General features: G+C 69.0%; 10 protein-coding genes. 6 read left to right on the forward strand and 4 right to left on the reverse strand.

All coding sequences use genetic code 11. The annotated features are described in order from the left end of the window. The first annotated feature begins 10 nt into the window (after positions 1 to 10). Together ADL01_RS30510 and ADL01_RS30515 are read left to right on the forward strand one after the other, a co-directional pair. Positions 11 to 925, forward strand: coding sequence for a sugar ABC transporter permease (locus ADL01_RS30510; RefSeq protein ID WP_053745237.1), 915 nt, complete (start codon positions 11 to 13; stop codon positions 923 to 925). Positions 926 to 1,082: 157 nt separating this feature from the next. Then, positions 1,083 to 2,756 carry a glycoside hydrolase family 13 protein gene (locus tag ADL01_RS30515; RefSeq protein ID WP_053745238.1) on the forward strand — a complete coding sequence of 558 codons (1,674 nt, stop codon included), beginning with the start codon at positions 1,083 to 1,085 and terminating at the stop codon, positions 2,754 to 2,756. Between the two features lie 67 nt (positions 2,757 to 2,823). Here ADL01_RS30515 and ADL01_RS30520 read toward each other — a convergent pair whose 3' ends face one another. Genes ADL01_RS30520 through ADL01_RS30535 form a run of 4 tightly spaced genes read right to left on the reverse strand, consistent with a single transcriptional unit; the run spans position 2,824 to position 6,367 of the window. Next, the gene (locus ADL01_RS30520; RefSeq protein ID WP_053745239.1) at positions 2,824 to 3,204 is read right to left on the reverse strand and encodes a YrdB family protein; all 381 of its coding nucleotides are present in this window, start codon (positions 3,202 to 3,204) and stop codon (positions 2,824 to 2,826) included. A 58-nt stretch (positions 3,205 to 3,262) separates the two neighbouring features. Continuing rightward, a complete protein-coding gene (locus tag ADL01_RS30525; protein ID WP_053745240.1) occupies positions 3,263 to 4,117 on the reverse strand; it encodes a hypothetical protein in 855 nt (284 codons plus the stop codon). Positions 4,118 to 4,148: 31 nt separating this feature from the next. Further along, complete coding sequence (locus ADL01_RS30530) at positions 4,149 to 5,972, reverse strand: GMC family oxidoreductase (protein WP_053745241.1); 1,824 nt, start codon at positions 5,970 to 5,972, stop codon at positions 4,149 to 4,151. Then, positions 5,969 to 6,367, reverse strand: coding sequence for a hypothetical protein (locus ADL01_RS30535; protein ID WP_053745246.1), 399 nt, complete (start codon positions 6,365 to 6,367; stop codon positions 5,969 to 5,971). The genes ADL01_RS30530 and ADL01_RS30535 overlap by 4 nt, the downstream gene beginning before the upstream one ends. Positions 6,368 to 7,155: 788 nt before the next feature. Between ADL01_RS30535 and ADL01_RS30540 the strand changes: the two genes are divergently transcribed. The 4 genes from ADL01_RS30540 to ADL01_RS30555 form a co-directional block, all read left to right on the forward strand. Beyond that, positions 7,156 to 8,172, forward strand: coding sequence for a trypsin-like serine peptidase (locus tag ADL01_RS30540; protein WP_053745247.1), 1,017 nt, complete (start codon positions 7,156 to 7,158; stop codon positions 8,170 to 8,172). Between the two features lie 31 nt (positions 8,173 to 8,203). Further along, the gene (locus ADL01_RS30545; RefSeq protein ID WP_053745242.1) at positions 8,204 to 8,431 is read left to right on the forward strand and encodes a hypothetical protein; all 228 of its coding nucleotides are present in this window, start codon (positions 8,204 to 8,206) and stop codon (positions 8,429 to 8,431) included. A 383-nt stretch (positions 8,432 to 8,814) separates the two neighbouring features. After that, positions 8,815 to 10,200 carry an alpha-amylase gene (locus tag ADL01_RS30550; protein WP_053745243.1) on the forward strand — a complete coding sequence of 462 codons (1,386 nt, stop codon included), beginning with the start codon at positions 8,815 to 8,817 and terminating at the stop codon, positions 10,198 to 10,200. A gap of 106 nt (positions 10,201 to 10,306) precedes the next feature. Beyond that, positions 10,307 to 12,235 (forward strand): alpha-amylase family glycosyl hydrolase (locus ADL01_RS30555; protein ID WP_267889948.1); only part of this gene is annotated, 1,929 nt, incomplete at its 3' end.

Here is a 12,235-nt window from a genome sequence, read left to right on the forward strand (position 1 = left end):
GCCAACCCCCATGAGTGCCACGACAGTTCAGAAGTCCGCGCAGCCGGACCCGGCAGACCCGGCCGATCCGGTCGCCGCTCCGCAGCTCGTACGACGCGGCCGGCGCGGCCTCGCCGCAACCCTCGCCTCCCACGGCATCCTGACCGTCGCAAGCCTGATCGCGCTCTTCCCGATCGCCTGGCTGCTCTTCCTGTCCCTCGGCCCGGACAAGGACGACTACCTCCACCCCGGGCGCATCTGGGACAAGAGGACGTTCGACAACTACGCGTTCGTCCTCCAGCACACCAACTTCTTCGACTGGATGAAGAGTTCGCTGATCGTCTCGCTCGGGACGACGGTCATCGGGGTGATGGTCGCGGCGACCACTGGATACGCGGTCTCGCGGATGCGCTTCCCCGGCTACCGCAAGTTCATGTGGGTGCTGCTGGTCACCCAGATGTTCCCGATCGCCGTACTCATCGTGCCGATGTACGAGATCCTCTCGGACCTCCGACTCATCGACAGCTATCTCGGTCTGGTCCTCGTCTACTGCTCGACGGCCGTGCCCTACTGCGCGTGGCTGCTCAAGGGATACTTCGACACGATCCCCTTCGAGATCGACGAGGCGGGACGCGTCGACGGGCTGACCCCCTTCGGCACCTTCGCGCGGCTGATCCTGCCGCTGGCCAAACCGGGCCTGGCGGTCGCCGCGTTCTACAGCTTCATCACCGCTTTCGGCGAGGTCGCGTTCGCCTCGACGTTCATGCTGTCGGACACGAAGTACACCTTCGCGGTCGGCCTGCAGAGCTTCGTGAGTGAGCACGACGCCCAGCGCAACCTGATGGCCGCCACCGCGGTACTGGTCGCGATACCCGTCTCGGCCTTCTTCTACCTGGTCCAGAAAAACCTGGTGGCAGGCCTCACGGCGGGCGGCACCAAGGGCTGACCCCCCGTCCCGCGTAAAACTCCCGAGCCCCGAAGGGGCGCGGGGGCTGTGTCGATCTGCGGCTCCGCCGCGGGGCGCGACCAGCCACAGCGCACCCGCAGCGCACACACCGCAGAAACGCCCGATGCCCCGAACTCCGTTACACATCAAGGACGCTATGAGCCAGCACTCCACCGCTCCGGCCCCGACTTCCACCCCCGTCGCCGCCACCCCCGACTGGTGGCGCGACGCCGTGATCTACCAGGTGTACCCCCGCAGCTTCGCCGACAGCAACGGCGACGGCATGGGCGATCTGGAAGGCGTACGATCCCGGCTGCCCTACCTGCGCGACCTGGGCGTCGACGCCGTCTGGCTCAGCCCGTTCTACGCCTCCCCGCAGGCCGACGCCGGCTACGACGTCGCCGACTACCGGGCCGTGGACCCCATGTTCGGCACCCTCCTGGACGCCGACGCGCTGATCCGGTACGCCCACGGACTGAACCTGAGGATCATCGTCGACCTGGTCCCCAACCACTCCTCCGACCAGCACGAGTGGTTCAAGCGGGCGGTCGAGGAAGGCCCCGGCTCACCCCTGCGGGACCGCTACCACTTCCACCCCGGCAAGGGCGAGCGCGGCGAACTCCCGCCCAACGACTGGGAGTCCGTCTTCGGCGGCCCGGCGTGGACGCGGATCACGGAACCCGACGGCACGCCCGGTGACTGGTACCTGCACCTCTTCGCGCCGGAGCAGCCCGACTTCAACTGGGAACACCCGGCCGTCGGGGACGAGTTCCGCTCGGTCCTGCGGTTCTGGCTCGACATGGGCGTCGACGGATTCCGTATCGACGTCGCACACGGCCTGGTGAAGGCGGAGGGCCTCCCGGACCTGGGAACCCACGACCAGGTCAAGCTGCTGGGCAACGATGTCATGCCGTTCTTCGACCAGGACGGCGTCCACGCGATCTACCGGCAGTGGCGCGTGATCCTCGACGAGTACGCGGGGGAGAGGATCTTCGTCGCGGAGGCGTGGACCCCCACCATCGAGCGCACGGCGAACTACGTCCGCCCGGACGAACTCCACCAGGCCTTCAACTTCCAGTACCTGGCCACCTATTGGGACGCGGCCGAGCTGAAGGCCGTCATCGACCGCACCCTGGACGCCATGCGCCCGGTCGGCGCCCCCGCCACCTGGGTCCTCTCCAACCACGACGTCACCCGCCACGCCACCCGCTTCGCCAACGAGCCCGGACTCGGCACACAGATCCGCCTCGCCGGAGACCGCGCGCTGGGCCTGCGCAGGGCCCGCGCGGCCACCCTCCTCATGCTGGCGCTGCCCGGTTCGGCGTACGTCTACCAGGGCGAGGAGCTGGGCCTCCCGGACGTCGTCGACCTCCCGGACGAGGTCCGCCAGGACCCCGCGTACTTCCGTGGCGCCGGCCAGGACGGCTTCCGCGACGGCTGCCGGGTGCCGATCCCGTGGACCCGCGAGGGCGCCTCGTACGGGTTCGGCGCGGGCGGCTCCTGGCTTCCGCAGCCGGGGGAGTGGGCCGAGCTGAGTGTGGAGGCGCAGACCGGGACACCTGGCTCGACCCTGGAGCTGTACCGCGCCGCGCTCACGGCCCGGCGCGAACACCCCGGCCTCGGTGCGGGCGACTGTGTCGAGTGGCTGAGGGCGCCGCAGGGCGTCCTGGCCTTCCGGCGCGGCGACTTCGTGTGCGTCGCGAACACCGGCGGCGAGGCGGTCACGATCCCGGCGTACGGCGAGATCCTGGTCGCCAGCGCCGAGGTGACGGTCGCGGAGGACGAGGCGAAGCTGCCGGCGGACACGACGGTGTGGTGGACGACGGTCTGATGTGAGCGACTCGGGCCCACCGTGCGGACGGTGGGCCCGAGCGTGTTCAGGGGCGCGGTGCGCGGTCTCAGTGCTTGAGCAACCACAACACCCGGTCCCACGACAGAACGTGGTACACCACCAGTACCCCGGCCAGCACAGCCGCAGGGACGCGTACTCCAGCCGCGTAAAGCGCCGCCGCACCGCCGAAGAAGACGGCCAGCTCCAGCAGGAACCGCAGCGGCCCGGGGGTCGCGATCACTGTCTCTCCGGACCGGGACGCGTCACCCGGGGTGGCGAACACCCCCCACAGCGCGGCAACGGCCAGCGGAACGGCGACCGCGGCGACGTACCGCAGAGCGGCGGGCGACACATGCCAAGCCCAGATCCCGAAGCACACCAGGGCCATCAACTCCAGGATGAACCGCACGCCGAGAGCGACTGGGTGAAAGCCGAATCGGGATGTCATGTGCTCGAAATTCTCCTCCGTAGCCCTTCCATCCCTTGATCCTCGCAGAGAGGCTTCGTCAGCGCTGGGGGCCCAGGTAGTAGGGCCGGTTGTGGGCGGCCACCGGGGGTGACTGGTACGTCCAGGCGCCGGCGGCGGGGGTGTCGCCGAGCAGTTGGTGGATGTCGCGGCCGAGGTCGCTGTCGGGGGCGTGGACGGTCAGCCGTACGCGGTCGGCGTGCTGCGGGGCGTCGAGGTCGTACCAGCGGTAGGGCTGGTAGACGTTCATGGGGCCCGCGAGGGCCCGGCCGGTGGCGTCGGTGCCGTAGCCGGTGATGGGGGTGTTGTTGGCGGGAGTGGCCGTCAGGCCGTCCAACTCGGCTCGGAGGGAGACCAGTTGGCTGTCCTCACGTACCAGGGCGTCGCCTCGCCCCACCTCGGCCGCCTTGCAGTGCACAGTCCAGGTCTCGCCCGCCGGACCGTTCAGGGAGGGCAGGTCGACCTCGAACCAGCCCGGGAACTTCGGCTCGGCGTACAGCTCGCGTCCGGCCGTGATGGCGTACGGGTTGTCGCACACGACGTGGATGCGGGCGATGCCGAGCAGCTTCGTCTGGTCCCAGCCCTGCGCGTACTGCGCGTACGTCAGCTCGGGGATCCGGTCCGCCTGGGCGGTGGGGAAGGCGACGACGTTGTACTCGATCTCCTGGGTGACGCCCCCGCCGAACGCGTACTGCGCGAAGTAGAGCTGGTAGTTGAACGAGACCAGGGCCCGGCCGTCGAAAGTGGCGGCCGTCAGGGCGGGGTGGTGCTTGGCGAGCAGATCCCGGACCGGTTCCGCGTCGGTGAGCCAGTCGACGCCGACGTTGTGCAACGCGCCGTAGTGGAAGGGGAGTTGGAAGGGCTCGGCGACGGGCGGCAGGGACAGCGGGCTCATGCGGGCACTCCTGGGGTCCTGGTACGCGTACTCATGCGGGATCTTCTGAGGTGAGGGTGACGGGGCGGTCCCGTTCGGCCAGGTCGGCCTCGATGCGCCGGGCGCTGCGCAGGGCGAGGGCGGCCATGGTCAGGGTCGGGTTGGAGGTGGCGACGGAGGGCATGCTGCCGCAGCCCACCGCGTACAGGCCGGGATGGTCCCAGCATCGCTGCCACGAGTCGACCACCGACGCGTCCGGCGAGTCGCCCATGATGTGGGTGCCGGCGGCATGGCCGGCCCCGCGGTAGCCGTAGAGGCGGCCCTGGTGCTCGAAGCGGCCGGGCCACGCCGCCGCCGGCTCGTAGTCGGTGTGGTCCTCGGCGCCGACCAGGGCGAAGATCTGGTCGGACACGCGCTTGGCGGCGGCCATGCCCTCCTTGACGTGGTCCGACAGGTCGTAGGTGACCAGGGGCGTGGGCAGGCCGAGCTGGTCGCGGGCGTCCGGGTGGAGGGTGACGCGGTTGGCGGGGTCGGCGCCCTGCTCCATCTCGAACTGCAAGGCGAACTGGCGGCGCACCCGGTCACCGACCGCGTGTCGCAGCTCGGCTCCGAACAGGCCCTTGTCGTGCAGGAGTTGGGCGACATCGCCGTCGACCGCCCCCGTGGCCCACACCCACCCCCAGTTGCCGACCTCGATACGGAAGGGTGCCCGCGCGCGCCGCTGCGGCCCGCCACGGAAACCCTCGAAGCCAGAGGTGGACCCGGGTCCCCGGTAGGGGCCGACCGCGTCCGGCATGAGGCCCCAGGTGAGCAGCACCGGGTGGTCCATCAGATTGCGGCCGACCTGGCCGCTGCGGTTGGCGAGCCGGGACAGCAGGAGCAGGCGGGCGTTCTCGACGGCGTGTGCGGCGAGCACGACCACATCGGCGTGCACCCGGGTGGCCTCCCCTTGATACGAGAGGTACTCCACGCCCGTGGCGCGACCGTTCCCGTCGACGAGCACCCGGCTGACCACGGCCCGGTCCACCAGCCTGACCGAACTTCCCCACTGTCCCTGCGTCTTGAGCGGGGTGTACTTCGCGTACGAGGGGCAGTGCGGGATGCACGTCGCGTTGCCCACGCACCGGCTGGCCGGGTCGGGTCGCCCCTGGGCGCCGCGCGGAACGTAGCCGCGCCCGCCGTCGTAGTCCGGGTTCGGCACGCTGTTACGGGCCTGCGGGGTGCCGACGACCCGCAGTTCGACCTCGTCCAGGGTCACCGGGTCCTTGACGCGTCGTGCGTCGAGGCTCTCCGCGAGGAGGCGGTCCAGGTGACTGGCGGGCAGGGCGCGCATGGGGAAGGTGTAGCCGTCGGGGAAACCGAGCCCGACGTGCGCGCGCTGCTCGTCGGCGTCGGCGGCCACCCCCAACTCCCCTTCCGCCGCGCGGTAGTCAGGCTCCAGGTCGGCATAGGTGAGCGGCCAGCGGCGCCCGTACCCGAAGGCTTCGGTGTCGAAGTCCTCCGGCAGCATGCGCGGGGCGAGGCCGGTCCAGACGTTGCCGGTGCCGCCGTTGGCCCGGACGTAGCCGCTGGCGTACGGGAGCGGGCCGTCCTGCAGCATATGGCCGGCCGCCCGGAATCCCGGGACGCCGTCCGTGCCCGTCAGGTCGGTGACCTCGGGCCAGCCGACGGCGGGGTGGGGCCGGTGGGTGGAGCCCGGCACCTTCGCGGATGCCGTGGCGTACCGGTCGAGGGCCTCACGGTGGCCCCGCGCGGGGTCGGTGGCGCGCTCCCCGGCCTCCAGGACCAGGACGCGGCGACCCTGACGGCTCAGCTCCTTCGCCACGAGTGAGCCCGCGATTCCGGCGCCCACGACGATCACGTCGTAGTGGCTCACCGGGAGCCCTTCCGGGAGTGGGAAGTCGACGGGGAGTCGGCCCAACTCCCGTACCCGCCCGGTGCGGTGGCGGGAGCGGTGAGCCCGGCCGCCTTCCAGACCAGCCCCTCGGCGTAGGCGCGCGCCGACACCACGAAGGGTGACGGTCCCGGCCAACTGCCCGTGTACCACAGGTGGGTGAGAGCGCGGGCGGCGTCACGCAGGTCGTCGTCCAGCTCGCCGAGCGGGCCTCCGGTCGCCTCCAGCAGCCGCCGTAATCGGTCCGGGCCCAGTTGCTCGGCGGCCACGGCCAGGTAGGTCCCGGTGAGTCCCGTGCCCCGCAGCGTCGCCTCGTCGAACCCGGTCAACTCCTGGGAGAGTGCCGTGAAGTCGGCCGTCTCGTCTGTTGTCTGCACGAGGGCAACGGTGCCCCTGGGGCTGGTGGGCCATGCTGCGCCGTCCGCGTATGGCCAAAAACGTACGCGGGTGGGAGCGCTGACGCCGGAGTGCGGCTCGGACGTGCGCCACGGACGGGCGGTCTGCCGGGGAGACGACGTCGGCATCAGGCCGTTGCCGGCCATTGCGATCAGTTACGCCGAGCCCGCACCCCACGGGTCACAGTAATCCCAGATCTGACGTGTGGTCACTCGACAAGCCCAGAAACAGGCCCCTGACCAGCAGGAACAGCGGATCGGTTGCCGAATTTGCAGGATGGCCGACCGAACGCCTCTCCCCCCACTCCGGCCCGCATTCCCGCCCTGTCACCGTGAACACCCCCGGTACTCCCGGCAGCCCGCTCCCTTCGTGCAAGGCCTGGACCAGCCAGAAATGCCTGCCATATCTGCCTGGAGCACCGCTTTTTCCGGCCGGTGCACGGTAGTCCGGCATGCCACGGCAGCGTCGTCACCGGGGTCGGCCGAGACCCGGAGCGGGCCCTTTCGCCTGCCCACTCGTCGCGGAGAGCGCGACCGACACCGGGGTGGTGTCCATGACAGAGAGGCCCGCGAAACAAAAGCGGTATTCCGGACCGGCCGAAAACAAAGTTCCCGCAAAGCAAAGAACAGAGCGGCTGATCTGAGGCTGTTTCGCACACACCCGGCCCACCTAGATTCGCCGTGCTCAGCCCGCTGATCGGTCATGGCGTCGGAAATACGGATCATGCCGTCAGAAGTACGCACTCCAACGACAATTGAAGGAGACGTTCGTGCGCAGTCTCAGACACGCGATAATCCCGCTGGCCGCGGCCACGGTACTGGCACTGATCGGGGTGGGAACCGCCGAGGCGGCACCCGCCCCGACTGAAGCCCTCGCCACCGGTGTTGTCGCCGCCGGCGCGAACGGCGCGACCAGCGTCGGCCACACCGCACGGCTGTCGGGCGGGGCTCCCGTCGACTCGGCGAGCGACGCCGGCGCCCTGGCGCGCTTCTGGACGCCGGAGCGGATGGCGCATGCCGTCTCGCTCGACAAAGTGGCCACCTCCACGCGGCCCGACGCCGCCAAGGCACTCGCGCCCACCGGAAAGCCGGGCACGACTCCGGCCGCCCGCGCGCGCTCCGGCACCGCTGGGCTGCGCATCAACGAATCCGCGGCAGTGGGCAGGGTGTTCTTCACCAACCCCAGTAACGGCGGCTCCTACGCGTGTTCGGCGAGTGCTCTCAACAGTGACTCAAAACAGATGGTGGTCACCGCGGGGCACTGCGTACACGGCGGCAGCGGCGGCACGTGGATGACAAACTGGGTGTATGTGCCGCGTTACCGCTCCGGAGCCCGTCCATTCGGCACCTTCGCCGCCAAGCAGATGCGCACGTTCAACTCCTGGATCAGCAGCAGCGACCTCAAGCGGGACGTGGCCATGGTGACCACGTGGCCGCTCAACGGAAACAAGATCGTCAATGTCACTGGCGGTCACGGAATGAGCTGGAACTTCTCGCGTACGCAGCCCATCACCATTTTCGGCTACCCCGGGAATTTCAACAACGGGGAAAGCCAGTGGGTGTGTACGGGCACGACGCGCGCGGCCAGTGACAACGGCCTCGAGCTTCAGTGCAACTTCGGTGGCGGCTCCAGCGGTGGGCCGTGGCTGCGTGAGTTCAACGACTCCAACGGTCTCGGATCCGTCAACGGGGTGATGAGCACCGTCACTTCGGCCGGCTGGAACGAGGCCGCCTACTTCGATGACGCGGTCAAGGGGATGTTCGACGCCCAGGGCGGCGTCACCTGACAGGTCGCACACCCGACAAGGAGACAGTCCTATGCGTCGCAGCAGTCCGGTCCGGTGGACAGCAGTCGTGGCCCTCGTCGCCGCGGTGGCCGCGATGGTCGCCTGGCGGGCCTCGGCCTCTGCCGCGGAATCCGAGTCGCAGCCGGAATCGGGGACCACGGCCCACGACGTACGGCAGGCCCCGGAGAAGGCCCAGGACTACTGGACGCCTGAGCGGATGGAGCAAGCACAGGACGCCCCGATGCCCAAGCGCGACTGAGCGAGACAAACGGTAGAACGACACGCGAGACCGTAAGGCGAGGCGCCGGGGGCTTTCCCCGGCGCCTTCCGCGTTCTGGGGCGGCCCCGACCGCACTAGCTGCTGCCCTGGTCCCTCTCGCCGGATACGCGGTGCTCGGAGGGATCTTCTTCCTCGTCTCGGCGTTGCGTCTGCCGCGTGCGTCCCGTGGCCAATGACCGGCTGCGGCTGAGGGAGTGGCCCTGCCATGAAAGGGATCTCCCGCACCTGAAGAGGGTGGGTCTCAAGGGTTGACCACCTGACAGGCGGACTCGTACCTTCTGGTCGGCTGAAATATTTCAGCCATTTTGCAGCAAGAACCAGCAAGGGATCTTGCCCGGACCTTCAACGGAGAAGGACCCCATATGGCACCCAGCAGAACCCTCTCCGGCGCGCTCGCCCTCGTAGCGGGCGCGTCCATCGCGCTCGCCGTCCCCACGGGCGCCGCCCACGCCTCCCCGCCCGGTGCCAAGGACGTCACCGCCGTCCTGTTCGAGTGGAAGTTCGCCTCGGTGGCCAAGGAGTGCACCAACACCCTGGGTCCCGCCGGCTACGGCTTCGTGCAGGTCTCCCCGCCCGCCGAGCACATACAGGGCTCGCAGTGGTGGACGTCGTACCAGCCGGTGAGTTACCGGATCGCGGGCCGTCTCGGTGACGCAACTGCCTTCAAGGGCATGGTCGATACGTGTCATGCCGCCGGCGTCAAGGTCGTCGTCGACACCGTCGTCAACCACATGTCGGCGGGCAGCGGCACCGGCACCGGCGGTTCGTCGTACGGCAAGTACAACTACCCCGGCCTGTACTCCTCGTCCGACTTCGACGACTGCACCTCGACGATCAGCAACTACCAGGACCGCTGGAACGTCCAGCACTGCGAACTCGTCGAGCTCGCCGACCTGGACACGGGCGAGGAGTACGTCCGTTCCGCCATCGCCGGGTACATGAACACACTTCTCGGCTACGGCGTCGACGGCTTCCGTATCGACGCGGCGAAGCACATGGCCGCAGCTGACCTCGCCGACATCAAGTCCCGGCTCAGCAACCCGTCGGTGTACTGGAAGCAGGAGGCCATCTACGGCAGCGGCGAGGCCGTCCAGCCCACCGAGTACACGGGCAACGGCGATGTGCAGGAGTTCCGTTACGCCTTCGACCTCAAGCGGGTCTTCAACAACGAGAACCTCGCCTACCTGAAGAACTACGGCGAGGGCTGGGGCTACATGAACAGCTCGGTCGCGGGTGTCTTCGTCGACAACCACGACACCGAGCGCAACGGCTCCACCCTCAGCTACAAGGACAACGCCAACTACACGCTCGCCAACGTCTTCATGCTCGCCCACCCGTACGGCGCCCCGGACATCAACTCCGGCTACGAGTTCTCCGACACGGACGCCGGGCCGCCCAACGGCGGTACCGTCAACGCCTGTTGGCGGGACGGCTGGAAGTGTCAGCACACCTGGCCGGAGATCCTGCGCATGGTCGCCTTCCGCAACGCCGTACGCGGTGAGGCCGTCACCAACTGGTGGGACAACGGGGGTGACGCGATCGCTTTCGGGCGGGGCGCCAAGGGCTTCGTCGCCATCAACCACGAGTCGAGCGGTCCGAGTCGGACGTACCAGACCTCGCTGCCCGCCGGAACGTACTGCGACGTGCAGAGCAACACGTCGGTGGCCGTGAATGCGAACGGCCGGTTCACCGCGACGCTGGGCGCGAACACGGCTCTGGCGATCTACGCGGGCAAGTCCAGCTGCTGAAATTTCTTTCTAGTGGTTTCAGGACTCTTGCTGCAAGCGTTTCCTCGGCGATACGGTCGCGCGGGGTCGGACCCGCAAGAGCCGCGATCGCAAGGAGCCCACGTCCGTGATACCGAGATGGCCGGCGCCGCCGAGGCGCCGTACTACCCGTGCAGGCCGGGTCGCCGCAGTCACCGTGACCGCGTTGGCCGCAGCGCTCGTCCAGCCCCTGGCGGCGGGGGCGGACACCCCGCCTCCGCCGCCGTCCGACCGGAAGCTCGCCGCCGAACCGGCCCGGCACGACGCCACCCGCGAGCAGTTCTACTTCGTTCTCCCGGACCGCTTCGCCAACGGCGACAAGGCCAACGACAAGGGCGGACTCACCGGTTCACGCCTCTCCACCGGGTACGACCCCACCGACAGGGGCTTCTACCAGGGCGGTGACCTCAAGGGCCTCACCAGCAAGCTCGACTACATCAAGGGCCTCGGCACCACCGCCATCTGGCTGGCCCCGATCTTCAAGAACGCGCCCGTCCAGGGGACCGGGTCGGACGCCTCCGCCGGTTACCACGGCTACTGGATCACCGACTTCACCCGGGTCGACCCGCACTTCGGCACCAACCAGGACCTCGAAACCCTCATCTCCAAGGCCCACACCAAGGGCATGAAGGTCTTCTTCGACGTCATCACCAACCACACCGCCGACGTCGTCGACTACGAGCAGAAGTCCTACGACTACCTCTCCAAGGGTGCCTTCCCGTACCTCACCAAGGACGGTGAGCCTTTCGACGACGCCGACTACTCGGACGGGAGGAAGGGCTTCCCGTCCGTCGACGCCGACTCCTTCCCGCGCACGCCGGTTGTCCCCGCCGCGAAGAAGCACGCCAAGGTCCCGTCCTGGCTCAACGACCCGACGATGTACCACAACCGGGGCGACTCCACCTGGGCCGGCGAGTCCGCCACCTACGGCGACTTCGTCGGGCTCGACGACCTGTGGACCGAGCGTCCCGAGGTCGTCTCCGGGATGGAGAAGATCTACGAGCGCTGGGTCAGGGACTTCGACATCGACGGGTTCCGGATCGACACTGTGAAGCACGTCAACACGGAGTTCTGGACCCAGTGGGCCACGGCACTCGACCAGTACGCGGCCCGGCACGGCCGCGACGACTTCTTCATGTTCGGCGAGGTGTACTCGGCCGACACGTCCGTGACCTCCCCGTACGTCACCCAGGGCCGCCTGGACGCCACGCTCGACTTCCCCTTCCAGGACGCGGCGCGCTCGTACGCCTCCCAGGGCGGCAGTGCCCGGAAGCTCGCCTCGGTGTTCGGCGACGACTACAAGTACACGACCGACAAGGCGAACGCGTACGAGCAGGTCACCTTCCTCGGCAACCACGACATGGGCCGGATCGGGACCTTCCTGCGGCAGGACGACCCGACGGCCACCGATACCGAACTCCTCGCCAAGGACCGGCTCGCCAACGAGCTGATGTTCCTCAGCCGTGGCAACCCGGTCGTCTACTACGGCGACGAGCAGGGCTTCACGGGCGCGGGCGGCGACAAGGACGCCCGCCAGACGATGTTCGCCTCGCGGGTCTCCGACTACCTCGACGACGACGAACTCGGCACGGACCGCACGCACGCGAGCGACTCGTACGACACGAGAGCACCGCTCTACCAGCAGATCAGGGCTCTCGCCAAGCTCCGCAAGGCCAACCCCGCCCTCACCGACGGCGTCCAGACCGAGCGGTACGCGACCGACGGCGCCGGCGTCTACGCCTTCTCCCGCACCGACGCCACATTCGGCACCGAGTACGTCGTGGCCGTCAACAACGCGAGCGAGCCGAATACGGCGACCTTCGCCACCGGCTCGGGCGGCGCCATGGACTTCATGGGCATCTACGGCACCCACGCCAAGGTGACGAGCGGCACCGACAAGAAGATCACCGTCACCGTCCCGCCCGGCACCGCGATCGTCCTCAAGGCCACCGGCAAGCCCCCCACCCCCGCCACCCGGCCGGCCCTCACCCTCACCGCCCCGCCCACCGGCGCCACC

The sequence above is a fragment of the Streptomyces sp. NRRL WC-3618 genome, assembly GCF_001280005.1.
In the GTDB taxonomy this organism is placed as follows: domain Bacteria; phylum Actinomycetota; class Actinomycetes; order Streptomycetales; family Streptomycetaceae; genus Streptomyces.

What these genes read in the sequence shown, in the direction of transcription:
- ADL01_RS30510 (WP_053745237.1), top strand. Translation starts at nt 11, where the DNA reads ATGAGTGCCACGACAGTTCAGAAGTCCGCGCAGCCGGACCCGGCAGAC.
- ADL01_RS30515 (WP_053745238.1), top strand. Translation starts at nt 1,083, where the DNA reads ATGAGCCAGCACTCCACCGCTCCGGCCCCGACTTCCACCCCCGTCGCC.
- ADL01_RS30520 (WP_053745239.1), bottom strand. Translation starts at nt 3,204, where the DNA reads ATGACATCCCGATTCGGCTTTCACCCAGTCGCTCTCGGCGTGCGGTTC.
- ADL01_RS30525 (WP_053745240.1), bottom strand. Translation starts at nt 4,117, where the DNA reads ATGAGCCCGCTGTCCCTGCCGCCCGTCGCCGAGCCCTTCCAACTCCCC.
- ADL01_RS30545 (WP_053745242.1), top strand. Translation starts at nt 8,204, where the DNA reads ATGCGTCGCAGCAGTCCGGTCCGGTGGACAGCAGTCGTGGCCCTCGTC.
- ADL01_RS30550 (WP_053745243.1), top strand. Translation starts at nt 8,815, where the DNA reads ATGGCACCCAGCAGAACCCTCTCCGGCGCGCTCGCCCTCGTAGCGGGC.